This window comes from Coprococcus eutactus, assembly GCF_025149915.1.
In the GTDB taxonomy this organism is placed as follows: Bacteria; Bacillota; Clostridia; order Lachnospirales; family Lachnospiraceae; genus Coprococcus; species Coprococcus eutactus.
In genome coordinates, this window is the sequence record NZ_CP102278.1 from 938,873 (window position 1) to 965,851 (window position 26,979).

A 26,979-nucleotide genomic window follows, 5' to 3' on the forward strand; every position below is an offset into this window, starting at 1 on the left:
GAATGGGAAAACCAACTGGATTTTTAGAATATGAGAGAAAGACAAGCGCAGAGCTTGCTCCTAAGGACAGAATCAAGAATTTCAATGAATTCCACACTCCGCTTAGCCGTGATGAGCAGAGAAAGCAGGCTGCAAGATGTATGGACTGTGGCGTTCCATTCTGCCAGGCAGGTTTGAATATATGTGGCATGACATCTGGATGTCCTCTGAACAACCTTATCCCTGAGTGGAATGATATGCTATATAACGACAATCTTGAGCAGGCATTTGCAAGACTCAGCAAGACCAACTGTTTCCCTGAGTTTACAAGCCGTGTGTGCCCGGCGCTCTGCGAGAAGGCATGTACTTGTAACTTGAATGGCGATCCAGTGTCGGTCCGCGAGAATGAGAGAGCCATCATAGAATATGCATTTGCAAATGACCTCGTAAATGATGCTCAGCCAAAGGTTCACTCTGGCAAGAAAGTAGCAGTCATAGGTTCAGGCCCTTCGGGACTTGCAGTGGCGGATCAGCTGATCGGCAGAGGTCATGACGTGACTGTGTATGAGAGAAGCGACAGGCCGGGCGGACTTCTAATGTATGGTATTCCAAACATGAAGCTTGAGAAGCAGATCATAGACAGAAGAATAGATGTCATGAAGAAGAGAGGAATAAAGTTCGTATTAAACACAGAGGTTGCAACCGGAAAGGCATCTGCTAAGGCTGTGTGCCCGAAAGACGACCAGATGACTGGATACCTTAAGAACAAGAACCTCAAGTATGTGAAGGCTGATGATCTGCTCAAGGAATATGACGCAGTTGTGCTTGCCTGTGGAGCAGCAAATCCTAGAGATATCAAGGCACCCGGAAGGGATGCAAAGGGAATCTACTTCGCTGTTGATTTCCTCAAGACAACCACAATGAGTCTTGTCAATTCAGGCTTTGCAGATAAGCAGTTCGTGAGCTGTAAGGGTAAGAATGTTCTTGTCATAGGCGGCGGTGATACAGGAAATGACTGCGTTGGAACAGCGGTCCGCGAGGGCGCTGTCAGCGTGACACAGCTGGAGATGATGCCAAAGGCACCTGACACAAGAACACCTGACAATCCATGGCCGGAGTGGCCGAAGATCTGCAAGACAGATTACGGTCAGCAGGAGGCTATAGCAGTATATGGACATGATCCTAGAATATATGAGACTACAGTAAAGGAATTCATCAAGGACAAGGATGGAAATGTCAAGGCCGCCAAGTGCGTGAAACTCGACTGGAAAAAGAATCCTGAGACTGGAAGAATGTCTATGACAGAGATAGAGGGAAGCGAGTATATCGTTGACTGTGACGTGGTACTCATCGCAGCAGGTTTCCTCGGATGTCAGACATATGTGGCAGAGAGCTTTGGCGTAGAACTCAACGAGAGAACAAATGTCAAGACGCCATGTCCAAACTCATATACAACCAATGTGCCAAAGGTGTTCGTAGCCGGAGATATGCACAGAGGCCAGTCACTTGTAGTATGGGCCATCAGAGAAGGCCGTGAGGCAGCCATGGCAGTTGAAGAGCTGCTGCTCGGATATACAAATCTGCAGTAAAAATAGACGAACTTGGTTCGTTCGCCTTTCGTGTAAATAAAAAAATATCCCTAATACCTATCATGTGATTGAGGTATTAGGGATATTTTGTCATATAATCTGAGAATTTATCCTTAATCGGTCTGGTTTTGGGGAATAAGGATAAAACTATAACAACTACGTATAAAAGCCGGGTAATATGGAAAACAATCTGTTACAGAATCCTTTTGTATGTGTGCATTTGTCTCGCAGCCAGCCCTTGAAAAGATTGTTATAGAATGCCATTGTACATGTTGGTTCATCCCACAGTCAGCCCTTGAAAACAAAAAAATGTATATATACATCTTTCTGTTTCAATGGGCGTCCGTCTTTCTTAAAGCAGATGATTTACTGGCAGATACATAGGAAGTCCATCCTTGTATTGCAGGGAAACCTCACCTATTATAAGAGGTCTGAGATATGCTTCCATCTCAGGCGTGACATCATTCTTCTCAGGAGTGATCCACTCTAGTGGAATTGTCTTGGCCTGATTTGCGATGAGTGCTACATTTTCAGGCTCGATAATCCACTGGTAAGGGTCGTTTGACACTCTCTTTATGGTTGACATAACTGCGGTCATACCTTCGGCTGCATACTTTACAGCGGCCTGTCCGAGTGCAAATGACTCATTTATATCTGTTCTTGAAGAAATGTGTGCAGCACATCTCTGTAGAACATTCAGTTCGATGGAACGAACCTTTATGTCCATTCTGTCTTTTACCAGACTCTCAAGAGCCTTTCCGGTTCCACTGAGCTGAGCGTGACCGAATTTGTCTGCTACGGCGGATGTTGCGCTGATGTAGTTGCCGTCCTTATCATGAATTCCTTCAGATACTGCGATGATGACACATCTTGATGTCTTTAATACATTCTTGATATCTTCAATGAACTGGTTCTCGTCGAAATCAACCTCTGGAAGATATATGAGATGAGGAGCAAGGCTGTAATCATTTCTTGCAAGGCATGAGGCTGCGGTAAGCCAACCGGCATCACGTCCCATTATCTCTACGATGACAACACTTGGTATATGATAGATGTAGGTATCATGTGCAATTTCCAGCATGGTCGATGCAACGTACTTGGCTGCAGAACCAAATCCAGGCGTATGGTCCGTGAGACACAGATCATTGTCTATGGTCTTAGGTATACCAACTATCTTTACATCTGAGCCGATCTTCTCTGCATATTTGCTGAGCTTGTCAACTGTATCCATGGAATCATTGCCACCGATATAGAAGAAGGCAGCGACCTTGTATTCTTCAAATCTGTCAAATATTATCTCATATGGCTTCGGATCAACCTCAAAATCAGGCAGCTTGTATCTGCATGATCCCAGATACATAGCAGGAGAAAGCTCCAGTGTATTCACAAGCGGGAATTTAGAGAGTGCCATGAGGGAAAGGTCTATGAAATTATTTTCAAGGACTCCCTGTATTCCGTGAATCGCACCATATACTCTTGTAAATTTCTTACTCTTTTTTACTCCATCTATGACACCTGCCAGCGAAGCATTTATCGCTACGGTAGGGCCTCCTGACTGAGCTACTATACAATTGTCTTTCATATCAATTTACTCCTTTGAAATTATTACTCTGGGCTACGAAGAAGTATGCCTATCTTCTTGCGTCCATAAACCATGAGCGCATCCTTTATGATGTCTTGGTTTGCTTGGGTGGTATGGATCTCAACTCTGTCGAGAAGTTCCTCCACATAAGATACCCAAAGATCATATATTTTCTTTTGATTTTTTTCACTGACTGGTGGAAGAGCAGCCTTTGCCTTTTCAAAGTCAGGATCATCATCGGTCATGTAGATGAATGAATCAGGCTTTAAAGCATCCTCGCCGTATGCTGAGACAAAGATGTCCTCAGTTCTCACAAAGCCGCAGTCGTACATCTCTACGATCAGGTCGTGGATGCATTCATCTATGTTGTCAAAGTAGTGGTAGTATCTCAGACGGTATGTCTGATCCACCTCGTCCATATCGTCTTTATTGAGCCAGTATCCTTTGCTCTCGCCCTGCTCCTCCTGAATGAGTTCATCGGCCCATTTGCTCCGGTCTTGGTCAGTTGCCTCTCGGCGTATGGCAAGCCGCTTTCTTATATAGAGGATCGTCAGGAACACAAGTGCAAGAAAAAATAATATCAGCAGTATTACATATCCCATTTGTAGGGTGTTTTTATCCATTTGTATACACCTGCCTTTCATACATAGCCTTGTTATTAATATTAGCTATAGCACTGAAAAATTGCAAAAGTCAGAGATAGCCATAAGTAATTTTATTTTAACACATAGCATGATTATATTTCAAGATGTAGGGAATGATAGCAAACCAGCTTAATGTAATTTTATATTCTGAAATAAATTTGTGAAAATTACCATTTTAGGAAGTTTTTATTCGCTTTTGACTGATAAATTATCCCTAAAAGGTCCTTGAAATAACTAATAAAGCATTTCAGAAGGGTGGTATGTATGATGAATGGATATTTAGAGTATCTAGCAAAGACTGTGCCTGTTATATCTACACGGCAGACAGTGATCAACATTTCGCAGATGGGAAATATTATGGGTGATATGATATATCTTGAGAATGGATATAAGACGGGGTGGCAGATACTGTTATGTCGACGACGATGACTATAGTGTATATGAGTATGATGAAGAGGGCGGTAAAGAAGAGGACAATGATAACAGAGCTTCAGATTGCTTGGCGATAAATATGTCGATCAGTCTTCAGCCGTCAAATGGTATGCCGCATGATTATATAATGCTGACATGTCCACAGAACAGTCCGAATTGTGCAATGTTCTATAATATCGCAGGCGATGATGATCTTCAGCTAAAGGTTCAGGCACTGGACATGTGTACTGCCATTTTCACACTGATATGTATAGATGAGAGTCATCAGCGGCTATGGGGGAGCTGCTTGGCGAATCATCACAGTCTTTCGTATCTTGATAAACCAAGTTTTACCTCGTTCATCAGCAGATCGACAGCCTCCTGCGGGTGGGTTATAAGCACGATGAACTGGAATGCAGTATTCCAACCAGACAGGCCTTGAGGTTGCTGGTTATGTTGAGATCACTGCTTTCACGCTTTCCTCGTAATTTATCTGATGACATTATAAAACCTCCATATGTTTTTAGGTGATGTAGTTGGATATGACAGAAAATATACACTATATATTATTTTATTATACAGTTGCAGGGGAAATCAAGTGATCGTTTTGAAGGATGTTTAATTAGCTGATGTTATACTAGGGGGGATGATTATGGCAGTTTACATACTCGCAGATATTCATGGAATGTATGATAAGTTTATGAGAATGTTGGACAAGATAAATATGACGGATGAGGATATTTTATATGTACTGGGGGATATGGTAGACAGAGGTCCACATCCGATAAAGGTCGTTCAGAAGATAATGAATATGAAAAATGTGAGGACGCTTATCGGTAATCATGATAGTGGAGTGATTGGAACATTAAAGTTTTTTGCCATGAATGATAGTTACAGGGGAGATACGAGCACGGAGAGGGAATTTCAGACGCTTGATCAGCAGGAAAAAATGAATGTAATAGAGTTTCTGTCTGAACTTCCATATTATTATGATATTAGTGTAAATGATCAACAGTATATTCTTGTACATGGGGGCTTGGGTAATTTTTCCCCAGGTAAATCGCTGGATGAATATACCATAGATGAGATAGTGTGGACGAGACCAGATTTCAGTGTGCCATACTACACTGACAGGATAGTTGTATGTGGCCACACACCGACTCAGCTCATAGAGGAAAATGACAGGCCGAGGTATATAATGAAGAAAAATAATTACATTGCAATTGACTGTGGAGCGTGTTTTAGAGGTGGTCGTCTTGCAGCGATATGTCTGGATACAGGGGAGGAGTTCTATGTCTAAACTTGATGTGAAAAATTGTTGCAAGTGGTGTAAAGGTAATGTATAATGAGTTCACAAGCTGAGATGTATTAAGTCTCTTGTGATTTTGAACCTACATTTGAATAAAAGGGATTCCTACATCATTACATTGAAGTCAAGCCTCGTTATATAAGTTCTAGTGGACGGCTGATATGTAGTTGCGGTTGCCCACCTAGCTCTGCTAGGACTCAAAAGCAAGGGCGCATTTCAGTTTATTACAAAAGACAAAAAAGCAGCATGTATATGCTGCTTTTTCTCTGTAATTGGACGTTTTATAAGAGATGGAGAATGTGATATGCGTATAGACCAACGAAAGAAATGGTATCAAAAGATAAAATACAATAAGAATTTTAAAGTGGTCAGCTTTATAACAGTTATCCTGGTATTTGTGGTTGGATACATGATAATGACAGGCAGGAGCAAAGTGGGGGATGGTACCACTGATGCGGATGGAAGTAATGCTGTTGAGACAATAGTTATACAGGCACCTGACGATCCGACAGAGGACCTTGTGAGGTATGCTGCATATGACGGTGGTGAGAAGCGTGACAGCGATAAGCGTGGCGGCGAAAATATAGAAGAATTTGATTACACGATACAGGGTGCGGGAACAGTGGCAGCTCCAAAGAAGGAGAAGAAGGACACAGATTACTCATACAGGCTGAGCGGATCGGACAGGACTAGCGGAGGTACGGGAGACGGCGGCGCGTCAGTTCTCATAACTGGTATGGAGAATAGTGTCCGTGTCATCCTGACGAATGGCGGAGACTATTATCAGAGTTACGTTGAGTTTTCATGCAGCACAGGCGTAAATGTCACAAGCGATGGCAAGGCAAAAAGTTATAAAGCAGGAGATATCATATCACTTGGAAGTGATGAGAAGGCCTCGAAGATAATTGTCGAGCCTGAGAACTCAGATGGTGTGATAACAGTTTCCAGCCTCAGCAAATCGGGAGGTGCGCCAAGATATCATGGCGCTCTTGATATAACAAAGGATTCATCCGGGTATCTGGTTGTGAATCAGGTCAATATAGAACAGTATCTGTACGGAGTTGTCTCCAGCGAGGTCTCATCAAGCTACAGCATGGAAGCATTAAAGGCTCAGGCCATATGTGCAAGAGGATTTACATACAGAAAGCTTGGCAGCAATTACAGGGGCTATGATGCAGATCTGGATGATACGACAGCGTGTCAGGTATACAACAATTTCCCTGAGACTGATAATTCAATAGCAGCGGTAAATGATACAGTGGGAATTGTTCCTACATATGATGGAGAGATAATAAATGCAGTATATTTCTCAACTTCATGTGGAACCACGACGACCAGTGATCAGGTGTGGGGAGGCAGTATGCCATACACATGCACGAGAATACAGAATACGGCACTCGATATACCATACTTCAGCGATGAGGCGGCATTTATGGATTTTATGGATGGAAGGACAGACACTGATGTTGTCGAGAGAAATCTTCCTATGTACAGATGGACAGTGAGCTATACAGAGGATGAGATGAGACAGGCTGTGGAGACAGGACTTTCAAGGTGCTCCGATGTATCTGCCACATCGGTAGGCAAGATCACATCAATTGCAGTTACTAGTCGTGATGACAGTGGACTTGTCAAGGAAGTGACAATAACAGGAGATGCAGGAACGGTTACAGTGAGCGGACAGAGCAATATAAGAGTTCTGTTTGCAACTGACGGCAAGGCAATCACGGAGCAGGATGGTTCAGAACTTACAGGCTGGACAGGCGTTCCAAGTAATTTCTATTATGTGAAGAAGGACAGCAGTTCAGGACTTTACATACTCAAGGGCGGCGGATACGGACATGGTGTAGGTATGAGTCAGAACGGCGCAAATGAGCTGGCAAAGCTGGGATATACCGCTGCACAGATCATAAGCCACTACTACAATGGAGCGGTTCTCAGTTCGGTTGAAAGGTAATGGAGAGTTTGTTCATATGAAGATGAAGAAAAGAGCGGTGATCTTGTATCACAAGCTAAGACTGTTTATGGCTGAGATGAATAAAGATCAGGTGTCGGCCTTTGCGGCTCAGTCTGCATTCTTTCTGCTGTTGTCGTTGTTCCCACTTGCAATGACACTTCTCACTTTTGTTAAGTATCTGCCATTTACGGAAGTCCAAGTTGTGGAGATCGTGAGAGAGCTTTTCCCGGAAGAGATAAATTCTAATTTTGAATTTATGTTTGCCGAGATATTCAATAGCAGGAGTTCGCTGATAGCGACGGCTGTGTCAATATTGCTCACGGTGTGGTCTGCATCAAAGGGCACCATGGCCATCGGCAGAGGACTTACATTTATGACTGGCAAGGAAGACAGTGCAAACTATTTTCTGAGAAGAGCTATACACACATTGTATACGCTTATATTCTGTGTGATGATAGTGGCGGTGATGGTCATATATATTCTCGGTGATGTTGTTGTTTCAAAGATACTGGTAAGGCTTGATTCTGTTGAGGGATTTCAGCTGGTGGATACAGTTGCCGATATTCTTTCCATTATAAAGATAGCATTTGCGCCTACGGTATTGTTTGGCGTTATGTTGGTTGCTTACTGGGCACTTCCGGTTGGAAAAGTAAGGATCAAAACAGCTATGCCTGGAGCGGCATTTACAACCATACTGTGGATGCTTCTGTCATTTGGCGTTTCAAGCTACATCAATCTTGTGGGTATAAATACTTACATGTATGGAAGTCTTGCCAGTGTCATACTCCTTGCACTGTGGCTTTATATGTGTATGTATGTCATGCTGATCGGTGCGGAGATCAACAAATTCATGGATAACGGAATCCGTGGAATAAGGAGACGTGCACACAAGGCCGGGCGGAAGAAAAAACGTCTTGAGAAGAAGAAAAAGCGCGCAGAGAAGAAGCGGATGCGCCAGACCAGAAGAGAACTCGTGGTGAATGCAGATGAATTTGACCAGGAGCTGGGGATGGAGAACGCTGAAGGCGTAATGGAAAATGAAAATCCGGATGTGAGTCCAGCCACTGAGAAAAAAGAGGTTGACTAACATCCGCCTGTAGGTATATTATCTCTACAGGCAGTGACGATGCAAAAGATGCGCATGTCGCCATCAGAGAGACCAGGTCAGCGGCTGAAAGCCCGGTCAGGTTAGAGTGCGTATTTAATTTCACATCAGAGCCATCATGGCTGAAGGATTGATGATATCTGCTGATCAGTTGACAGATATTGATTTGTGTAGGTTGTGGCGTGTGACGTGCGACAAACGTCTAATGAGAGTCAGACATATAGCACATATATATGACGGTGCATATAATGAATGTCTGGAATCAGGGTGGTAACGCGGATATAATTCGTCCCTAGTATGTAAAACATGCTGGGGACTTTTTTAGTGTATAAGTCGTTTTCAAAGCACGAGCAGTTTCATGCTTGCATGAAAAACTGCTCATGCTTTAGAAAACACAACAGAAATGAGCGAGCAGCCCGATAGGGCGGAGCGCGAATCACTGTAGGAATTGCGGAAGCCAGAGGCGAAGCAATACCGAGACTTATACACTAAGCAGAACACTAAGTAGAAATGTATAAAAATCCCTAGAAATAGAAAAAGGAGAAATACGATGAAAGACAAGTTGGAAGCCATTAAGGCAGAGGCTCTTGCGAAGATCGAGAGCGCAGAGGTTGTATCGACACTTAACGATGTGAAGGTGGCGATACTCGGTAAGAAGGGAGAACTCACACAGGTTCTCAAATCAATGAAGGATGTTGCACCGGAGGACAGACCAAAGGTTGGTCAGATGGTAAATGAGGCACGTCAGGCCATCGAGACAGCACTTGATGAGAAGACAAAGTCCATCAACAGAGCACTCCGCGCTGAGAAGATGAAGAGAGAGACCATAGATGTAACACTTCCAGGTGTGAAGAAACTCACCGGACACAGACATCCAAACCAGATAGCACTTGAGGATTTGGAGAGAGTATTCATCGGCATGGGTTACGAGATAGTTGAGGGACCAGAGGTAGAGTATGACAAGTACAACTTCGAACTGCTGAACATTCCTGCAAATCACCCTGCAAAGGATGAGCAGGATACATTCTATGTTACAAAGGATATCCTCCTTCGTACACAGACATCACCTGTTCAGGCGAGAATCATGGAGAAGGGCAATCTTCCGATCAGAATCCTCTCACCTGGACGAGTGTTCAGAGCTGATGAGGTAGATGCGACACATTCACCATCATTCCATCAGGTAGAGGGACTTGTAATAGACAAGGGAATCACCATGGCAGACCTCAAGGGAACACTGGCGCAGTGGGCAAAGGAGTTCTTCGGTGAGAACACAAAGGTCAAGTTCAGACCTCATCACTTCCCATTCACAGAGCCATCAGCAGAGTGTGATATCACATGCTTCAAGTGCGGCGGCAAGGGATGCCGAGTATGTAAGGGCAGTGGCTGGATAGAGATCCTTGGCTGTGGTATGGTTCATCCAAAGGTTCTCCGCGACTGTGGAATAGACCCTGAGGTATATTCAGGATTTGCATTTGGAATCGGACTTGAGAGAGTAACACTTCTCAAGTATGAGATAGATGACATGAGACTTCTCTACGAGAACGATATGAGATTCTTAGACCAGTTTTAATTGTGGGGACGCTGCTGGACGATGAAGGTTTTGAAGCCGCTTTTGCTGACCCATTTGTCAATGCAGAACGCTTCCGCTCGTTTCGCCCTGCAGCGGTACTAAGACGCCGCTGGAGCGCCACCTAAGGACCGGCGGGCTCAAATGTCTGCTTATGACAAATGGGTCAGCCTAAGCGGATTAAAATGTGTCGAACGTCTGGCAGCTGTCTGCTGATTGACGTAATGTAGTAGAGATTCAATGAGGTTTATGTAGAAAGTAAGATTACACAATTAAAAGGAGAATAGAAGATGAATACACCAATTTCATGGATAAAGGCATATGTTCCTGATCTGGACGTGACAGCTCAGGAGTTTGTAGATGCCATGACTCTCTCAGGATCACATGTAGAGGGTTACGAACAGAAGGATAAGAATCTTGATAAGATCGTTGTCGGCAAGATTCTCACTATGGAGAAGCATCCAGATGCGGACAAGCTTGTAGTGTGTCAGGTAGACGTGGGACAGGCAGAGCCTCTCCAGATAGTGACCGGAGCAAAGAATGTAAAGGTTGATGATCTCATCCCACTTGTACTTGACGGTGGTAAGGTTGCGGCAGCACACGGTGACAACAATGAATACCCTGACGGAATCAAGATCAAGAAGGGTAAGCTCAGAGGAGTTGAGTCAAATGGTATGATGTGCGGTATAGAGGAGCTTGGTTCATCAAGAGACTTTTACCCAGAGGCACCAGAGGATGGCGTGTATGTATTCCCAGAGGAGTCGGGTGTGAAGCCGGGCGATGATGCTGTGAAGGCACTGGGACTCGACGATGTTGTTGTTGAGTACGAGATCACATCCAACAGAGTTGACTGTTTCTCAATGATTGGTATGGCAAGAGAGGCAGCAGCTACATTTGACAAGCCATTTTACCCACCAGTGGTAACAAAGACAGGAAATGACGAGGACGTCAATGACTATATATCAGTAGAGGTAAAGGATCATGACCTCTGCCCTAGATACACAGCAAGGGTTGTCAAGAACCTGAAGATCGGACCTTCACCAAAGTGGATGCAGCAGAGACTTGCTTCACAGGGAATCCGTTCGATCAACAATCTTGTCGATATAACAAACTATGTTATGGAAGAGTACGGACAGCCAATGCACGCATATGATCTCAGCACCATAGCTGGCAACAAGATCGTGGTCCGTCGTGCAAATGACGGAGATACATTTGTAACACTTGATGGACAGGAGAGAAAGCTCGACCATGACGTTCTGATGATCTGTGACGGTGAGAAGGAGATTGGTATCGCTGGAATCATGGGTGGTGAGAACTCCATGGTAACAGACAGTATCGATACACTGCTCTTTGAGGCAGCCTGCTTTGATGGAACAAATATCAGACTTTCATCGAGAAGAATTGGACTTGCAACTGATGCGGCAGCCAAGTTCACAAAGGGACTTGATCCAAATCTTGCAATGGAGGCAATAGACAGGGCATGTCAGCTCATCGAGGAGATGGGCGCAGGTGAGGTAGTCGGCGGAGCTGTTGACGTGTATCCAAATCCTGTACAGGACAAGAAGCTTCCATTTGAGCCTGACAAGATGAATGCGCTTCTCGGAACAGAGGTTGAGCCTGAGAAGATGCTGTACTACTTCGGCAGACTTGGTCTCACATACGATGCAGAGACAAACACTCTGGATGTGCCAAGCTTCAGACAGGATCTGAACTGCATGGCAGATCTGGCAGAGGAGGTTGCAAGATTTTACGGATACGACAACATTCCTGTATCACTTCCAAGAGGTGAGGCAACAGTTGGTAAGCTCCCATACGACCAGATGATCAATGCCATCGCAAGGGATGTCCTTGAGGCAAATGGTTTCTCGGGCGGTATGTGCTACTCATTTGAGAGCCCTAAGGTATTTGACAAGCTGCTTCTTCCTGCTGACAGCGAGTTCAGAAAGACAGTTACAATAGCAAATCCTCTCGGTGAGGACTTCAGTATCATGAGAACAGTATCACTGAACGGTGTTCTCACATCACTGGCAACAAATTATAATAGAAAGAACAAGATTGCAAGACTTTATGAGTTCGGAAATGTATACCTTCCAAAGTCACTTCCACTCACAGAGCTTCCAGAGGAGAGAATGAAGCTGACCATCGGTATGTATGGCCAGGGAGATTTCTTCGATCTCAAGGGTGTTCTCGAGGAACTGACAGATAAGGTTGGACTTAAGGGTCAGGTGACATACGAGCCTGAGTCGGAGTACACATTCCTTCATCCGGGCCGTCAGGCAAAGCTCAAGAAGGGCAAACTGACAATTGGATTTATCGGACAGGTACATCCTGAGGTATGTGACAACTACAACCTTAAGGGTGAGGTATATGTGGCAGTCATCGATATGCCTACACTGGTTATGCTTTCAAACTTCGATACCAAGTACGAGGGAATCGCAAAGTTCCCGGGAAGTACAAGAGACCTGAGTCTTGTTGTGAACAAGGAAATATTTGTCGGACAGATAGAGGAAGTCATAAAGAAATGTGGTGGCAAGCTGCTTGAGAGCTACAAGCTCTTCGATGTATACGAGGGTGAGCAGATCGCAAAGGGCAAGAAGTCAGTGGCTTACACAATGACATTCCGTGCTAAGGATAGAACACTTGAGACGTCAGAGGTCGATGGAATCATTGCCAAGATCCTCAAGGAGCTCGGCAAGCTCGGAATCGAGATCAGAGCGTAATATCTGGGCTGCACTGCATGGAAGCCAGGCATGCGGTGTAGATTCTGCTTAAGATGATCGATACTATATATTTTAAATACCACCCGGTAACAGATCGCAAATGAGGTGTACCTCAGAAGGTCTGTTACCGGGTGGCATTTTTATGTTGAATGCTGAGAGACGGGATGGTAAGGTATGTAAAAGGATTTTTACACTGTATCCGGGGCAAGGACAAAGCCTTTTGATGGAAAAGATGTGATATGGGTGTTAGCATTTGCTCAGATAGAGAACTCAGAGTGATTGCATGGACATGAATTTATGTGCATCAGGCAGACATATGATGACGCAGACGCCACGCGAAGCACCTATATATCTGCTCTATTCTGTGATAAAGGAGGTAAAAGAGGAAAAACATGGAGATTGGAAATAAGATAAAGGAAGCGAGAAATGGAGCTGGGTTAACCCAGGATCAGGCTGCTGAGAAGATTATGGTTTCGAGGCAGACGATATCCAACTGGGAAACTGGAGTTTCCCATAGTTAAAGATACCACACCAAATATAACGAATCCACGCTTATATGATACTGCATGAAAAAAGGTACTTGATAAAAGCAATGAAGCGCAATATCAAGTACCTTTTTGATTTGTTTTTTACATGGTTATTAAGAGAATTACTCTTATTCCGAAGTCCTCAATCGTTCCACCACAGTTCCTTTGTTAAAGAAGTGGAGAACGATCAGCGGAATGACCGCAGCCAGCAACAGATAAAGCACGCCGATGACCAAAGCTGGAACCAATGTAATGTGCAGAGTAAAGAACCACATAGATGGCGAGTTCAAGACATTTTTCAGCACCGTCACAGCAAGCAGCAGCGCAACCACTCCACCAATGATGTCTGCACCAGCGGCATAGTAAACGCCTTCATAAACCATCAGCCTTTGAAGCTGGCGATTTGTCATACCGATACTCTGCATAGTCGCAAACTCATGGCGACGGGTAATAATATTGGTGATGATCATATTTGTAAAGTTAATCAATCCTGCCAATGCCATGATACAGCCAATCAGACTACCTACAACCCAAACCATACTTGCAACAGAATTTAATTGTTCTTTCAGTAATTTTGTTGAGGTATAGGTAACAGAGGGGTTCTTTTCAACATAACTGCTCAGAAAGTCCTCCATTTGCGGATGCAGAGAAGCATCCATATTAAATCCATAGTTCAACAGGGTCGGGGTCGTGTAAATCTGTTTGAATACGGTGTCTGGTAAATACACAAAAGGCGCATCGCCGCCAATATGCATCGTAGCCGTAGTTGTTGTCGGCGTTTCGTCCTCAGTCCCAACGGTGCAGGCTTTTGCCAGAATTGTGCAGGTTTTGACTAACTCACCATCCCTGTAAAAAGAAATGCTATCACCGATCTGCAACTGCTCTGACAGGGATGTTGTTTTCGGGCCACCACTCAGTCGGTCTAATCGGTTTCCGATAATGACATATTCTCCGGTTAGCATTTTCTGTTTCAGTACATTAGGATCTGTTTCACCATCATAAATCATCATGTCAGACCAAAAATGTTCGGAAGCGCCATAGACATTTCCAAAGAAAAGATTTTCTGCATCCGGGGCAGTATTCAGCGCATAATTCCCGAAAGACTTGCTAATCCCATTTTCATATTCAAAAGTATTTGTGCAAGTAAGTCCCTCAAAGCCGTAATCCACAAGCACGTTACCGTCATCTACGGTGTTACGGTAAAGATACCGTTCTTCTTCCAGACCGTTCTGCTCACGGATCATATCTACTACTTGCTGTGGAAGTGCATCTTCGTGATGTCTAAAGCCCTCCTGAACATTGACTGCAATCGAATTGTAGACGGTAAAATCTGTTTTTGTTGTGCGGGTAATCCACTTTTCTTCATCCATACTCTGTGTCACGATGATAATAGAGTTGAACAGAACGATACACAAAAGCATAGAAACAACAATGAATACACAACGGCGTCTGTTACGTCCTAAGTTAGAAAATGCCATGTGAGAGAGCTTTGCTCCACTGATTCGTGTAACCGTTTTCTTTTTATAATCATCCTGCTCCGTATAACGAATTGCCTCCATGGGAGATACTTTTGATGCCTTTTTGGCCGGTTTGCGGGTACTGATAAACACTGTCAAAATCGTAAACAATGCGGCTATAACAAATAGCATAGGAGATGCCGATGCCTGCAAACTTGCCGTAGAATACTCATAACTGAAAATTCGCATTACTACCGGAAGCAACGCCCTGCCTGCAAAGAACCCGGCAATTAAACCGATCGGCAGACCGATTAGGGTCAGCCATACCGCCTGCCGATTGACGATGCTTTTAATTTGCCGTGTAGAAGTACCAATCATCCTCAATAAGCCATATTGCCGAACATCCTGCATAACGGAAATATCAAAAATATTATAAATCAGCAGATAGCCACACAATACAAACATCAAAACAAATACTACGGCAAATAAGATGGACTCCGAAGAAATCATGGCTTTTCCCATCTGGTTTTCAACAGAGAGGATAAAGTTATCGGCAGACATATCCTCTGGATTGCCGCCGATGGAGTAGACAAAGCTATCCATCTGCTCCTGAATGTTCGTCTTGTCTTTCAGCACAACTTCAGAAAAAGTAACCCCTGAGATTTCTCCATCCACTGCGTGGGTATTTTTCACCACATCCGGATTATCTTTTACAAACTGCTCTGAGAGAATCGCCACGCTGACCGTATCGTTGCTTGCTTCCCACCAACCGGAAAGCACCATATCATAATGATAGGTTTTTCCCCGCAGTTCAAATTCCAGAGGAACTTCTGCTCCGATCTCCGGTTCCACACCAAGGGCCTTCAAAGCCAGTTCGGTAGTAGCAATTTCATTCGCCTTTTCCGGCGCTGAACCATGCGTTGGCACGCAGAATGTAAGTTCCTGCTGTATGCTGTCAGCATAGTTTAATTCAACAGAATGACCCACGGCGTTGCTTGCATATCCAATCGTCCGCCGATGACCTGCCTGCTCCACAAAATCACTGTTTTTCAGTTGCTCAAATTGCTCCTCTGTCATATAGCCGAAGGTTCCATCTCCCTTGCTGCCTTTCTGCATCTGCATAGAGAGCTGCATGGAGGATACCATGTTAAATGCCAGTGAAGTGATGGATGTAAACAAAAATGCTGTCAGAACGATCGCAAGAATCGCCGCCAGATTACGAACCTTATTCTTCTTGAAATATTGTTTAGACAGCCGCTTGATGGTTTTTGTATTATTATTGCCAAATAGAATGTCATTCATAGTCCCGCCCCCTTTACTGCACGATCTTGCCATCCTCAATCCGAATGATACGGTCGGCAAGCTGGGCAATCTCATTATTATGAGTAATCATCACGAGGGTTTGGTGGAATTTCTGACTTGTGGTTTTCAAAAGCCCCAGCACATCAGCGCTGGTCTTGCTGTCCAGGTTGCCGGTGGGTTCATCAGCCAAAACAATAGCGGGTTTTGACACCAAGGCGCGGGCAATGGCTACGCGCTGCTGCTGACCGCCGGAGAGGTTATTGGGCATATTGTTCAGCTTATCCTCCAGCCCCAGCATCTGAACAACTTCTTTCATAAACTTCTTGTCTACCTTGTTTCCGTCCAGCTCCACAGGCAGCACGATGTTTTCATAGACATTTAGCACCGGAACCAGATTGTAGTTCTGGAAGATGAAGCCGATCTTTCTCCTACGGAAGATAGTAAGCTGCTCATCTTTTAATGTGGAGAGTTCACGCCCATCCACAATAACCTTGCCGGAGGTAGGCACATCCAGCCCGCCAATCATATTCAGTAGTGTAGATTTACCGCTGCCGGAGGTTCCTACGATAGCAACAAATTCGCCCTTTTCAATGGAGAGGGTCACACCATCCAAGGCTCTGGTAATGTTCGGCTTTGCACCATAATATTTTTTCAGTTCAGTCGTTTGCAAAATGCTCATAAAGAACACCATCCTTTCTTTTTGATAAATCCATTATAACGACCAAACCTCACAGAAATGTCACAGCCAGCATAATAAATTGCCCTGAAATGTCACAATCCTGTGACATTTCAAAAAAACAGGTTATTCATGGGGAAGAAAAACGGAGAATGTTGAACCTGTTCCTACTTGAGAAGTTACTTGTATATAACCGTTCTGTAAGCTAATAATTTCCCTTGCAAGATACAACCCAATGCCGATTCCCTCTATATCGTGGACATCTTCTTCCCGATAAAAGCGCCTAAAAATTGCTCCTTGCTGGTTTTCGGGAATACCTTTGCCGGTATCGGTAATGCTGACTTTCAGGTGCATTTCCCAGCTTTCAACGCAAACACGAATAGAACCGTACTCCGGCGTGTACTTAACTGCATTATCCAATATGTTAAATAAGGCTTCTGCTGTCCATTTGCGGTCATGGGAAACAACCAATGTTTCCGGGCAGTTTACTTCAACTTGTATGTGCTTTCTTTCAGCGTTCAGAAAAATACCGCCCAGCGCCATAGCAAGAGTATCATAGATAGGCTGCTGTTTCTTTTCAAGTGAGATAACGCCAGTTTCAAGTCGGGAAGTTTTTATCATAGCCTGCATTAAGAAATCCAGTTTATCAAGCTGTGTGCCACTGGCAAGTAGAAATTCCCGCTGTTTATCCGGTGGCACTTCTTGTTCTAATAAGGTGGCATTTATCATTTTTAAGTTTGCTATCGGTGTCTTTACCTGATGAGAAATATCGGAAATTAACTCCTGTAAGTCAGCTCGTTCACTGGCAACGCTGTTTTTGCTTTCCTGCATAACCTCATAAAGACGCACCAGCCGATGATTGATTTTATAAAATAGGTTTTCTTCTTCGGCAACCTGTGATACATCTATTTTTCCATTCATCATTTCGTCTAAGGTGCAGCAAAGCATTTCAGAAAACAAAGTCAGCTTTCGCCGTATCAGTATCACAAAAGCAGTAACACAAAGTAGAAAAAGCAGACCAAAAGCCATGCTACAAAATACCACAGACATTTCTTTGGTCAGGATATATAGAACCGAAAACATGACCACTGATAAAAGTAAAATGGTAGTTGCCAGTATTATGCAGACTTTATTTAAGGAGAGTTTTTTTGAAATCATTTTTGCGCTCCTCCAATCCACATATAGCCCATACCGTAAACGGTTTTGATGTAGGAATGCTGGTTCGTTTCAATTTTACTGCGGATGCGGCTGATCGTTGTGGTTAGTGCGTGTTCATCCACATAATTTTCATCTACATCCCACAGCTTTTCAAGCAATACCTGACGTGTCAGGACAGTTTGAGAATTTCTTGTCAGCACTTTTAATAAACGATATTCCAACGATGTAAGGGTAATCGGCTGTCCTGCGAGACAGGCTGATAATTCGGAAAAATTGATATACAAATTCCCGTCATCGTAGAAATCGCCGCCGGATTGTGCTGAAATGCGGTTCAGTAAAGCAGATACTTTCTTTTGGAACACGCTGATAGGAAAGGGCTTTGTTACATAATCATCTGCGCCCAATTCAAATCCTTTCAGCATATCGCTTTCCATATCATTTGCGGTTAGAAAAATCACGGCGGTATCAGGACGGCGTTCTTTTACCTCATGGCATATATCAAACCCGTTCCCATCTGGCAGATTGACATCCAAAACGATTAAATCATAATCCTGTTTTTCAAGAAATCTTATGGCAACAGCCTTTGACATAGCCCCATCCACGGAATATCCGACAGCCGACAGATTATAGCTTAATGTCTTATTCAAAAGCTGGTCATCTTCAACAACCAGTATTCGCATAGTATCACATCCTTTTTCTTTTTATAGTATCAGCAAAATGTCACAGAAACCTCACAACGAGAAAAAAATTTAATATTCTGTCAGTTCCACAATTACATTACTCTGCTGATACAGCCAGTCCGTAAATTCTTTCGGGCTGGCTGTTCCTGTTTTTACAGTCTTTTTTCTCTGTAAGGCTTCTTTCTTAAAGTCGGAAAAGGCAGCCTGTATTTTTTCCAGACGGTCAGCCGGAAAGCCTGCGGTATTTTTTGCCCGGTTTATTTTGTTGCGCCAGTTCTGGCATTCATTTTTATAAAGCAGGTCATAGTTATTTTCTCTTGCCCTCTCGTCAAATTCCCGTTTGTTCTGAAGCGCCTGTGCTTTGCGGCACTTGTCGCTGCACAGCTCATACCGCTGGCTCTTTGCCAGAAAATATTTCCCGCAGACCTTGCACTGCCGGAAGCAAAGCCCCCAGTCATTCAGCCGGTTCAAATAATAGGTAATCAACGGGTAGAGGGACGCATAGGCAGACACACATTCTTCTGTGCGCCGGTTGTCCGGGAACCAGAGGTCAAGCCGGGTATCTTCTGACGGTGCGCCTTTGAAATAAAGGCTGCCAGCTTGAAAATGTTTCGGTTTTCCTGTCTCCCTGTCAAAGCTCATGGCTTCGTTATGGAATACCCCGGTCAGGCTGCTCATTTTATCCATGAAGCGGTCACAGGCAGCGTTACGGTCACGGGGTTCTCTGGCAAGCAGATAGCTGTTCCAGATACGGAACGCTACATACATTTTCAGAGGATCGTTGCTAAGATATTTTCCCCAGAGAAATTCGCTTGCCGCCTGCTCCAGCTCCGGCTGTTTCCATCTGTTGGAGTGGAGGGCTTGCCGCAGCGGAGAAAGCCCATATAAGTTCCAATCTCTGTCCGTGTCATGCTCAAAGTTTATCAAAAAAGTTCCCAGTGGGCGTGTCATATCACAAAGCACCTCTGCGTTTTGGCTCCCGTTCAGCCGGAAGCGGATCTGCTGTTCTTCCCCAATCAAAATCCGCTCTTTCATTTTCTTCCTGTCCAGCGTCAGGACAAACAAAATCCTCTCAAAACATGGCTCATGCCGTATAAACTGATTCTCCATCCCTATCCCCTGCCTTTGTTTATGGTAATTATATAATTCGGTTATATCTGTTACACTCATGGTATCGCAGAAGCATTGTTTTGTCAAGGATAGTCCGCTATGATGATTGCAGTTGGTAATTTCGTGCCACACAGTACCTTGACAAGTGAATGACCGTCCAAAAGGGATATGACCGGCAGGAGAAGTGACGCATCCGGCGCACCAATGCAGGGAAACACCGCAGGAATGGGGCAGGAAAACGGCTTTTGGGGAGAACGGCAGCAGGAAGCATTTTAACCTATTTGATTTATGGGAGGAACAGAATGAACGATAAAAAGAGATTGAACAGCTACGAGGATTTACCGCTGGTTCTGGATGTGGCGGACATTCAGCGGATTATGGGAATTTCAAGAGCGAGCGCCTATGAGCTGGTACACACACCCGGCTTTCCGGCGTTCCGCAGGGGCAGGCTTATCAAGGTCAGCAAAATTGCTTTCTTTGAATGGATGGCAAAAGGCTCCGAAACCGTACCGGGAAGCGACAAATAAGCGTGAGGTATCATTCCCTGACTGCAATACTGCCGTACTTTCCAAAGGGGCATACAGAGGGAAAAAACCTTAAAAATAATACCGAGACGCTACACCAAAACAGCCTATCTGCGTACATCAGATAGAAACGGAGAAAGGAGCCGGTTATGGCAAGAATGAGTAACAAGCGACGGCTGGAATGGTCTTTCTTCTTAAATGACCGCAGCCGTATCACTTACAACGAATTGTGCCGGAAATGCCAGCACGAATGTAAACAGAGCTTCCGGGCGGTTGTGGTTGACTGCCCGAAGTATCTTTCCAAGCGTTCCAAGAAAAAGGACAAGACTGCCGGAAACGGCAAAATCCCTTAGGAACTAAGGGCGCACTTCTATACATAGTCTAAAGACCATGTATCGTGCGTCCTGCGGAGCTTACCTCTGCCGCTGATAAAATCAGCAATCCGAGGTCTGCGTTCGCTTCGCTCCGACAAGGTGGCTACACCCCCTTGCGCCGCTAAAGCGGCTATCCCCTGTGTACCCGCCAAAAAGAGAAATCCGCTTTGCGTTTTTCCCTTTTCATCGGGTTTTATAGAAGCACTGACACACGGACTGTCTGCGGATGGTCTTTCTTTATCTTATAAGCAAAGGATGTGAGAACACGGAAAAATCTTTGGAACAGTTGAAGCAGGAATATGAAAAAAACACTGTCCTGCTGGAACGGGAAAAACGGAAAATGCAGCGTTTGAAAAACCGGCAGGCGTATCTGGAAAGCGGTTCCCGGAAACAGAGGACGCACCGGCTGATTACCCGTGGGGCAGCCGTTGAGAGCATTGCACTACAGACAAAGGAGCTATCCGAAGCGGAATTTTATTCCCTCATGGAAAACATTTTGAATCTGCCGCAGGCGGAGCATTTCATCCGGTCTGCCGCAGAGAACCACGCCCGTATTTCCGGGCAGGAGAAAGGCGGTGACTAAGGATAGCACTTTATCATTTTTCAATCGCACAGATAAAGCGCAGCGCCGGTCAGAGCGCCATTGCCAGCGCAGCCTACCGAGCCGGGGAGCGTCTTTACAGCAGCTACTATGGAGAAGTCAGCGATTACACCAAAAAGGGAGGCGTGATCGCTTCGGAAATCATGCTGCCGCCCCATGCGCCGGAAATATATCTTGACCGGGCGACCCTCTGGAATGCTGTGGAGAGCTGCGAGAAACATCCAAAAGCACAGCTTGCCTATTCCTTTGACATTGCCATGCAGAATGAATTGACGCTGGAAGAAAACATGGAGCTGGCGAGGAAGTTCGTACAGGAGCAGTTTGTGGCAAAAGGCATGATTGCCGACCTTGCTTTTCACAGCCCGGAGAAAGAGGACGGCGGCATCCCTAACCCGCATTTCCATGTGATGACAACCATGCGCCCTTTGAACCCGGATGGCACATGGGGACAAAAACAGCGGCGGGAATATCTTCTTGATGAAGATGGAAACCGAATCCGGGATAAAAATGGCGATTATATGTTTAACGCTGTCCATACAACAGACTGGCATGAGCCAGAAACGCTGGAACACTGGCGGGAGCAGTGGGCGGCTGCCGTTAATACAAAATTTGAGGAAAAAGGGCTGGATGTGCGTATCGACCACCGTTCCTATGTGCGGCAGGGGCTTGACCTGATACCTACTGTCCACGAGGGAGCTAATGTCCGGCAGATGGAAGCAAAGGGCATCCGCACCGAGAAAGGGGAACTGAACCGCTGGATTAAAGCCACCAACCGGCTCATGCAGGATGTGAGGAAGAAGATCAAAGCCCTGTTTGTCTGGATGGCAGAGGTAAAAGAAGAACTTTCCAAACCGCAGACACCGAGCCTTGCCGACCTACTGATCGCTTATTACAACCAGCGCAACGCAGGGGCATGGAGCAATAAAGCCAGAACCGGAAACTTAAAGCAGTTTGCCGAAGCCGTCAATTATCTGACGGAAAACAAGCTGCTCACATTAGAGGATTTGCAGGAGCGTCTTTCCTCTGTCAGTGAAGAATTTGAAGCATTAAGCGGCTCCATGAAAAAGAAATCTGCCCGGATAAAGGAATTGCAGGAATTGATACGGGAGGGCGAGAATTACCAGCGGCTAAAACCTGTCCATACGGAATTGGACAATATCAAGTTTAAGAAACAGAGGGAGAAATTTGAAACATCCCACGATGCGGAGTTACGGCTGTTTTATGCCGCCCGCCGTATTCTGAAAGAAAAACTGGACGGAAAACCTATTGCCCTGAAAGCATGGAAACAGGAATATGCACAGTTAAAAACAGAGTATGCCGAACTGTCTCCGCAGCACAAGCCACTCCGGGAGGAAGTCATACGGCTGCGGCAGGTGCAGAACGCCGTAGATACCGCACTGCGCCGGAGGGAGCAGCCACAGGAAGTACAGAGAAAGAAACATGAGATGGAGCTATGATATAATCGGCAGCTTTACCGCTATCGGTATTTTTATGGAGGGAGCATTTGAATGTATTTGAAGCGGTGAAACAGTCTGTTACCACCCGGCAGGCTGCTTCATTCTATGGAATCCGGGTGGGGAGAAACGGCATGGTCTGCTGTCCATTCCACAATGACCGCACGCCCAGCATGAAAGTGGACAGCCGCTTTTATTGCTTCGGCTGCAGGGCTTCCGGGGATGTGATCGACTTTGCCGCTTTGCTGCATGGATTGGGGAAGCGGGAAGCTGCGGTCAGGCTTGCGGAGGACTTCGGCGTTTCCTATGAGAAATCCGGCAATGCGCCACCAGATAGGAAGCGTAACAACAGGTCACAGCCCCGACAAAAATCAGCGGAGCAGAGATTTCAGGAAACGGAACGGTATTGTTTCCGGGTGCTATGCGATTATCTGCGCCTGCTGGAGCATTGGAAAACAGCATACGCCCCACAGCCGCAGGATGCCATCTGGCATCCTCTTTTTGTGGAAGCGTTGCAGAGGATAAGCTACACAGAATACCTTTTGGATATTTTGTTATACGGAGAAATAGAAGAAAAAGCGGCATTGATCGCCGCACAGGGAAAGGAGGTGCTGCGGCTTGAACAGCGAATTTCAGAGCTTGCCGCCGGAAACGCAGGAAGCGGTCAAAAGGACGATGGATACAATAGAGCCAGCGCAGACACCGGCAGAAATCCGGGAGACGTTAGAGGGGACGCAGAAAGGCGGTGTGAAGAACAGCATCCGAAACTGCCTGACGGTGTTCCAGCGTGATCCGCTGTTTCGTGGGGCGCTGCGCCTGAACCTTTTGACGGAGCAGATTGACATTGTGAAGCCGTTGGGCTGGGAGCGCACCAGTACCACTCTGACCGACATGGACATGAACTACCTGCTTTTGTATCTGGAAGAAAACTACGGGCTTACCAGCGAGAAAAAGGTGCAGAGCGCCATCAAGATTGTTGCCAATGAAAACCGCTACCATCCGGTCAGGGATTACCTGAACAGCCTGCAATGGGACGGCACAGAGCGCATCCGTTACGCCCTGCATCACTTTCTGGGAGCCGATACGGACGAATACACCTATGAAGCCTTAAAACTGTTCCTGATGGGAGCCATCCGGCGGGTATTCAGACCGGGGAGCAAGTTTGAGGTCATGCTTTGTCTGGTTGGTGGTCAGGGAGCCGGGAAATCTACCTTTTTCCGGCTGCTGGCAGGCAGGGACGAATGGTTTTCAGACGATTTGAAGAAGCTGGACGATGAAAATGTGTACCGCAAGCTGCAAGGGCATTGGATTATCGAGATGTCGGAGATGATTGCCACAGCCAACGCCAAGAGTATTGAGGAAATCAAGTCATTCTTAAGCCGCCAGAAAGAAACCTACAAAGTGCCGTATGAGACACACCCGGCAGACCGGCTGCGGCAATGTGTATTCGGAGGGACGACCAACCGGCAGGACTTTTTGCCCCGTGACCGCACCGGCAACCGGCGCTTTCTCCCCGTGACGGTGTACCCGGAACGGGCGGAGGTTCACATACTGGACGATGAAGCGGCGGCGAGGGCGTATATCGAACAGATGTGGGCGGAAGCCATGACGGTTTACCGCAGTGGGAAGTATAAGCTGTCATTCAGCATAGAAATGAACCGATACCTGAACGCCCATCAGCAGGACTTCATGCAGGAGGACACACAGGCTGGCATGATCTACGCCTATTTGGAGGACTACACCGGTGACAGGGTATGCTCCAAGCAGCTTTATGAGGAAGCGCTGGGGAACTTAAATTCCCCGGCAGACTGGGAGACACGGGCAATCTGCGAGATTATGAATACCGGCATTGCGGGCGGCATCATACAGGGCTGGGCAGCCTACAAAAGCCCGAAGCGGTATAAGAAATACGGTTCTCAAAAAGGCTGGGAGCGTGTCAACCAAGACCCGCCGGAGGGGGACGGTTTTCAGGAAATCACGGAAGAAGAAGCCTGGCAAATGGAACTGCCATTCTGAAAATCCACCGGTTAACAGTTTGGTTAACGCTTCGGTTGACAGCCGGTTGACGGGGAAAAGCCTGATATTTGGGGCATTTCTCTCCTTTGTCAACCATGTCAACCAAGAAATCAAAGAAAAAGTAAAAAGTAATCATAGAGCGCCTATGGATTGTTTTCAAAGTCTTTTCTGCCGGTTGACACAGTTTGGTTGACATGGAGACAGTCTGCGGCTGTACACCTGCCTGACATTCCCTTGTCGGGCATATTTCATTTATGGAGGTAACTGCCTATGGCAAAAAGCAAAAACGAGAGCAATAACAAAAACAGCGGCACCCTGCTTACCGAAAAAGACGGCACCCAGTATTTTGTCATGGGGAAAGTCCGTATCAAAGTATCGGAGCATTTCGCACAGGATGGGAAGCCGCTTGACAGTCTGCTGGAAGATGTGATCCAGCACGCTGCCGCCGCTTCCTGAAAAAATACGGAATAACGACTGTCAATCAGCCCACGCTTATGATATACTTGTACCAGCGAGTATTGTATAAGCGTGGGTTGTTTCTTTTAGAAGGAGGATTTTTAACCGTGAAACAACCATACAATACAACGATTTATAACACTGCACTATATTTGAGATTGAGCCGTGACGATGAATTACAGGGGGAAAGCGGCAGTATCCAGACCCAGCGCATGATGCTTAGGCAGTATGCCGCAGAGCATGGGCTGACCGTTGTAGACGAGTACATTGACGATGGATGGAGCGGGACAAATTTCGAGCGTCCAAGTTTCCAAAGGATGATTGATGACATCGAGGACGGGAAAATCAACTGCGTTGTCACAAAGGATTTATCCCGTCTGGGAAGAAACTATATCCTGACCGGTCAGTACACGGAAATCTATTTCCCCAGCAAGGGAGTACGCTACATTGCCATCAATGACAATGTGGACACCATCAACGGAGAAAGCGAGCTTGCCCCGTTCTTAAACATCCTGAATGAAATGCACGCCCGACAGACCAGCAAAAAGGTCAAGGCTGCCATGCACACAAGATTTGCCAATGGCGCACACTATGGAGCCTATGCACCGCTGGGCTATGTAAAAGACCCGGACAAAAAAGGTCATCTTCTGATCGACCCGGAAACACGCTGGATTGTAGAGAAGATTTTTGACCTTGCCGTACACGGGAGGGGTGCCGCCAGCATTACACGGATTCTGGTGGAAGAAAAAGTACCTACCCCCGGCTGGCTGAACTATGAAAGATACGGGACTTTCGCTAATATCTACGCCGGTGCGCCCGCAGAAAAAGCCTATGCGTGGACGATTGCACAGGTCAAGAGCATTTTGAAAGAGGAAACCTACATCGGTCACAGCGTTCACAACAAGCAGAGCAACATTTCATTCAAGAACAAGAAAAAGGTGCGGAAGCCGCAGGAAGAATGGTATCGTGTGGAAAATACCCACGAAGCCATCATTTCCGAAGAAGTGTTCCAAAAAGTTCAGGAGCTGATTGCAAGCAGACGCAGACGACAGAAGAATGGCACAACGCAGATATTTTCCGGGCTGGTAAAATGTGCGGACTGCGGATGGTCATTGGCTTATGGTGTAAACAGCCAGAACAAAAATCCCTATGCACACTACCATTGCAGTAAGTACGGACAGGGATTACGCCAGTGTTCCATGCACTATATCCGCTATGATGTACTGTATGCCTATGTGCTTGCAAGACTGCAATACTGGTCTATGCTGGCACAGAAAGACGAGGACAAGCTGCTGAAACGGCTGCTCAATGCCAGTGACAGGGAAAGAAACTCTGCGAAGAAAAAGCAGGCTGCGGAGCTGAAAAAGGCAGAGAAGCGTAAAGCCGAAGTTGACGGGCTGTTTGCTAAAATGTATGAGGACTGGTCTGCCGGACGCATAACCGAGTATAACTTCAATATGCTGTCCGAGAAGTACCAGAACGAGCAAAAGGAGCTTGAAACAAAAATAAGACAGCTTCACGAAATGATGGAAGCCGCCGTACAGACCGCAGCGGATGCTGAAAAGTGGATTGCCCTGATGAAACAGTATGTCAACCCTGTGGAGCTGACCGCCGAACTTCTGAACACTCTAATTGAAAAAATAACCGTCCACGAAGCTGTCAAGGGCGAGGACGGAAGCCGTGAGCAGGAAGTAGAAATCTACTACCGCTTCATCGGCAAAATCGACTGACCTTTCTTTTTTACCCAACAATATCTTTAATTAAGGGAAACGGGAAAGACC

Annotated in this window: 23 protein-coding genes and 1 other RNA gene; 17 read left to right on the forward strand and 7 right to left on the reverse strand. The window is 45.8% G+C overall.

What is annotated here, in order from left to right; genetic code table 11:
* The first annotated feature begins 2 nt into the window (after positions 1 to 2).
* Positions 3 to 1,568, forward strand: coding sequence for a glutamate synthase subunit beta (locus NQ536_RS04005; RefSeq protein WP_004849762.1), 1,566 nt, complete (start codon positions 3 to 5; stop codon positions 1,566 to 1,568).
* A gap of 352 nt (positions 1,569 to 1,920) precedes the next feature.
* On the opposite strand, the gene NQ536_RS04010 is transcribed toward NQ536_RS04005, so the two are convergent.
* Both NQ536_RS04010 and NQ536_RS04015 read right to left on the reverse strand, forming a co-directional pair.
* Complete coding sequence (locus NQ536_RS04010; RefSeq protein ID WP_004849765.1) at positions 1,921 to 3,150, reverse strand: 6-phosphofructokinase; 1,230 nt, start codon at positions 3,148 to 3,150, stop codon at positions 1,921 to 1,923.
* A gap of 23 nt (positions 3,151 to 3,173) precedes the next feature.
* Complete coding sequence (locus NQ536_RS04015) at positions 3,174 to 3,773, reverse strand: restriction endonuclease subunit S domain-containing protein (RefSeq protein ID WP_022058851.1); 600 nt, start codon at positions 3,771 to 3,773, stop codon at positions 3,174 to 3,176.
* A 403-nt stretch (positions 3,774 to 4,176) separates the two neighbouring features.
* Here NQ536_RS04015 and NQ536_RS04020 point away from each other — a divergent pair, with 403 nt between their 5' ends.
* The 8 genes from NQ536_RS04020 to NQ536_RS04055 all read left to right on the forward strand — a co-directional run bounded on the left by NQ536_RS04020 (position 4,177) and on the right by NQ536_RS04055 (position 13,384).
* Entirely contained in the window at positions 4,177 to 4,647 is a 471-nt protein-coding gene (locus tag NQ536_RS04020; protein ID WP_004849769.1) for a hypothetical protein, read from the forward strand.
* 210 nt (positions 4,648 to 4,857) lie between these two features.
* On the forward strand, positions 4,858 to 5,505 hold the full coding sequence (locus NQ536_RS04025) for a metallophosphoesterase (protein ID WP_044997808.1): 648 nt from the start codon (positions 4,858 to 4,860) through the stop codon (positions 5,503 to 5,505).
* Between the two features lie 52 nt (positions 5,506 to 5,557).
* Positions 5,558 to 5,741: non-coding RNA, 6S RNA (ssrS, locus tag NQ536_RS04030), on the forward strand.
* 77 nt (positions 5,742 to 5,818) lie between these two features.
* Positions 5,819 to 7,471, forward strand: coding sequence for a SpoIID/LytB domain-containing protein (locus NQ536_RS04035; RefSeq protein WP_004849775.1), 1,653 nt, complete (start codon positions 5,819 to 5,821; stop codon positions 7,469 to 7,471).
* 16 nt (positions 7,472 to 7,487) lie between these two features.
* A complete protein-coding gene (locus NQ536_RS04040; RefSeq protein ID WP_044997809.1) occupies positions 7,488 to 8,558 on the forward strand; it encodes a YihY/virulence factor BrkB family protein in 1,071 nt (356 codons plus the stop codon).
* A 568-nt stretch (positions 8,559 to 9,126) separates the two neighbouring features.
* Positions 9,127 to 10,146: a phenylalanine--tRNA ligase subunit alpha gene (pheS, locus tag NQ536_RS04045; RefSeq protein ID WP_004849780.1), complete on the forward strand. Its 1,020-nt coding sequence runs from the start codon at positions 9,127 to 9,129 to the stop codon at positions 10,144 to 10,146.
* A 287-nt stretch (positions 10,147 to 10,433) separates the two neighbouring features.
* A complete protein-coding gene (pheT, locus tag NQ536_RS04050) occupies positions 10,434 to 12,863 on the forward strand; it encodes a phenylalanine--tRNA ligase subunit beta (RefSeq protein ID WP_004849782.1) in 2,430 nt (809 codons plus the stop codon).
* Positions 12,864 to 13,255: 392 nt separating this feature from the next.
* Positions 13,256 to 13,384, forward strand: a complete 129-nt coding sequence (locus tag NQ536_RS04055) for a helix-turn-helix transcriptional regulator (RefSeq protein ID WP_004849786.1) — start codon at positions 13,256 to 13,258, stop codon at positions 13,382 to 13,384.
* 134 nt (positions 13,385 to 13,518) lie between these two features.
* Here NQ536_RS04055 and NQ536_RS04060 read toward each other — a convergent pair whose 3' ends face one another.
* The 5 genes from NQ536_RS04060 to NQ536_RS04080 all read right to left on the reverse strand — a co-directional run bounded on the left by NQ536_RS04060 (position 13,519) and on the right by NQ536_RS04080 (position 19,773).
* Positions 13,519 to 16,149 (reverse strand): ABC transporter permease, encoded by a 2,631-nt coding sequence (locus tag NQ536_RS04060; protein WP_044946984.1) that lies wholly within the window; start codon positions 16,147 to 16,149, stop codon positions 13,519 to 13,521.
* A gap of 13 nt (positions 16,150 to 16,162) precedes the next feature.
* Entirely contained in the window at positions 16,163 to 16,828 is a 666-nt protein-coding gene (locus tag NQ536_RS04065; RefSeq protein WP_009896684.1) for an ABC transporter ATP-binding protein, read from the reverse strand.
* 123 nt (positions 16,829 to 16,951) lie between these two features.
* Positions 16,952 to 17,983 (reverse strand): sensor histidine kinase, encoded by a 1,032-nt coding sequence (locus tag NQ536_RS04070; RefSeq protein WP_004849789.1) that lies wholly within the window; start codon positions 17,981 to 17,983, stop codon positions 16,952 to 16,954.
* Positions 17,980 to 18,663, reverse strand: coding sequence for a response regulator transcription factor (locus NQ536_RS04075; RefSeq protein ID WP_004849790.1), 684 nt, complete (start codon positions 18,661 to 18,663; stop codon positions 17,980 to 17,982). Before NQ536_RS04075 ends, NQ536_RS04070 begins: the two co-directional genes overlap by 4 nt.
* 69 nt (positions 18,664 to 18,732) lie before the next feature.
* A complete protein-coding gene (locus NQ536_RS04080) occupies positions 18,733 to 19,773 on the reverse strand; it encodes a DUF6076 domain-containing protein (protein WP_009896690.1) in 1,041 nt (346 codons plus the stop codon).
* Positions 19,774 to 20,075: 302 nt separating this feature from the next.
* On the opposite strand from NQ536_RS04080, the gene NQ536_RS04085 reads away from it, so the two are divergent.
* From NQ536_RS04085 to NQ536_RS04120, 8 genes are all read left to right on the forward strand, one after another.
* Positions 20,076 to 20,300, forward strand: coding sequence for a helix-turn-helix domain-containing protein (locus tag NQ536_RS04085; RefSeq protein WP_005362423.1), 225 nt, complete (start codon positions 20,076 to 20,078; stop codon positions 20,298 to 20,300).
* A 146-nt stretch (positions 20,301 to 20,446) separates the two neighbouring features.
* Positions 20,447 to 20,650 carry a hypothetical protein gene (locus NQ536_RS04090; RefSeq protein ID WP_004614949.1) on the forward strand — a complete coding sequence of 68 codons (204 nt, stop codon included), beginning with the start codon at positions 20,447 to 20,449 and terminating at the stop codon, positions 20,648 to 20,650.
* Positions 20,651 to 20,897: 247 nt separating this feature from the next.
* Positions 20,898 to 21,254, forward strand: a complete 357-nt coding sequence (locus NQ536_RS04095; RefSeq protein ID WP_004848574.1) for a DUF3847 domain-containing protein — start codon at positions 20,898 to 20,900, stop codon at positions 21,252 to 21,254.
* 2 nt (positions 21,255 to 21,256) lie between these two features.
* Positions 21,257 to 22,729: a MobQ family relaxase gene (gene mobQ / locus NQ536_RS04100; protein ID WP_081445835.1), complete on the forward strand. Its 1,473-nt coding sequence runs from the start codon at positions 21,257 to 21,259 to the stop codon at positions 22,727 to 22,729.
* Positions 22,730 to 22,776: 47 nt separating this feature from the next.
* Complete coding sequence (locus NQ536_RS04105; RefSeq protein WP_044997645.1) at positions 22,777 to 23,517, forward strand: CHC2 zinc finger domain-containing protein; 741 nt, start codon at positions 22,777 to 22,779, stop codon at positions 23,515 to 23,517.
* Complete coding sequence (locus NQ536_RS04110; protein ID WP_226865987.1) at positions 23,402 to 24,742, forward strand: virulence-associated E family protein; 1,341 nt, start codon at positions 23,402 to 23,404, stop codon at positions 24,740 to 24,742. Before NQ536_RS04105 ends, NQ536_RS04110 begins: the two co-directional genes overlap by 116 nt.
* A gap of 270 nt (positions 24,743 to 25,012) precedes the next feature.
* Positions 25,013 to 25,198: a hypothetical protein gene (locus NQ536_RS04115; protein WP_004849804.1), complete on the forward strand. Its 186-nt coding sequence runs from the start codon at positions 25,013 to 25,015 to the stop codon at positions 25,196 to 25,198.
* A 107-nt stretch (positions 25,199 to 25,305) separates the two neighbouring features.
* Complete coding sequence (locus NQ536_RS04120) at positions 25,306 to 26,928, forward strand: recombinase family protein (RefSeq protein ID WP_226865975.1); 1,623 nt, start codon at positions 25,306 to 25,308, stop codon at positions 26,926 to 26,928.
* The last annotated feature ends 51 nt before the right edge of the window (positions 26,929 to 26,979 follow it).

Bases quoted from the DNA above. Each gene is read 5' to 3' on its own strand.
- NQ536_RS04075 (WP_004849790.1), bottom strand. From the start codon at position 18,663: ATGCGAATACTGGTTGTTGAAGATGACCAGCTTTTGAATAAGACATTA.
- NQ536_RS04010 (WP_004849765.1), bottom strand. From the start codon at position 3,150: ATGAAAGACAATTGTATAGTAGCTCAGTCAGGAGGCCCTACCGTAGCG.
- NQ536_RS04095 (WP_004848574.1), top strand. From the start codon at position 20,898: ATGGTCTTTCTTTATCTTATAAGCAAAGGATGTGAGAACACGGAAAAA.
- NQ536_RS04115 (WP_004849804.1), top strand. From the start codon at position 25,013: ATGGCAAAAAGCAAAAACGAGAGCAATAACAAAAACAGCGGCACCCTG.
- NQ536_RS04020 (WP_004849769.1), top strand. From the start codon at position 4,177: ATGGATATAAGACGGGGTGGCAGATACTGTTATGTCGACGACGATGAC.
- pheS (WP_004849780.1), top strand. From the start codon at position 9,127: ATGAAAGACAAGTTGGAAGCCATTAAGGCAGAGGCTCTTGCGAAGATC.
- NQ536_RS04060 (WP_044946984.1), bottom strand. From the start codon at position 16,149: ATGAATGACATTCTATTTGGCAATAATAATACAAAAACCATCAAGCGG.
- NQ536_RS04035 (WP_004849775.1), top strand. From the start codon at position 5,819: ATGCGTATAGACCAACGAAAGAAATGGTATCAAAAGATAAAATACAAT.
- NQ536_RS04065 (WP_009896684.1), bottom strand. From the start codon at position 16,828: ATGAGCATTTTGCAAACGACTGAACTGAAAAAATATTATGGTGCAAAG.
- NQ536_RS04085 (WP_005362423.1), top strand. From the start codon at position 20,076: ATGAACGATAAAAAGAGATTGAACAGCTACGAGGATTTACCGCTGGTT.
- NQ536_RS04005 (WP_004849762.1), top strand. From the start codon at position 3: ATGGGAAAACCAACTGGATTTTTAGAATATGAGAGAAAGACAAGCGCA.
- NQ536_RS04025 (WP_044997808.1), top strand. From the start codon at position 4,858: ATGGCAGTTTACATACTCGCAGATATTCATGGAATGTATGATAAGTTT.
- NQ536_RS04080 (WP_009896690.1), bottom strand. From the start codon at position 19,773: ATGGAGAATCAGTTTATACGGCATGAGCCATGTTTTGAGAGGATTTTG.
- NQ536_RS04040 (WP_044997809.1), top strand. From the start codon at position 7,488: ATGAAGATGAAGAAAAGAGCGGTGATCTTGTATCACAAGCTAAGACTG.
- NQ536_RS04015 (WP_022058851.1), bottom strand. From the start codon at position 3,773: ATGGATAAAAACACCCTACAAATGGGATATGTAATACTGCTGATATTA.
- NQ536_RS04070 (WP_004849789.1), bottom strand. From the start codon at position 17,983: ATGATTTCAAAAAAACTCTCCTTAAATAAAGTCTGCATAATACTGGCA.
- NQ536_RS04055 (WP_004849786.1), top strand. From the start codon at position 13,256: ATGGAGATTGGAAATAAGATAAAGGAAGCGAGAAATGGAGCTGGGTTA.
- NQ536_RS04090 (WP_004614949.1), top strand. From the start codon at position 20,447: ATGGCAAGAATGAGTAACAAGCGACGGCTGGAATGGTCTTTCTTCTTA.
- pheT (WP_004849782.1), top strand. From the start codon at position 10,434: ATGAATACACCAATTTCATGGATAAAGGCATATGTTCCTGATCTGGAC.
- NQ536_RS04110 (WP_226865987.1), top strand. From the start codon at position 23,402: ATGGATACAATAGAGCCAGCGCAGACACCGGCAGAAATCCGGGAGACG.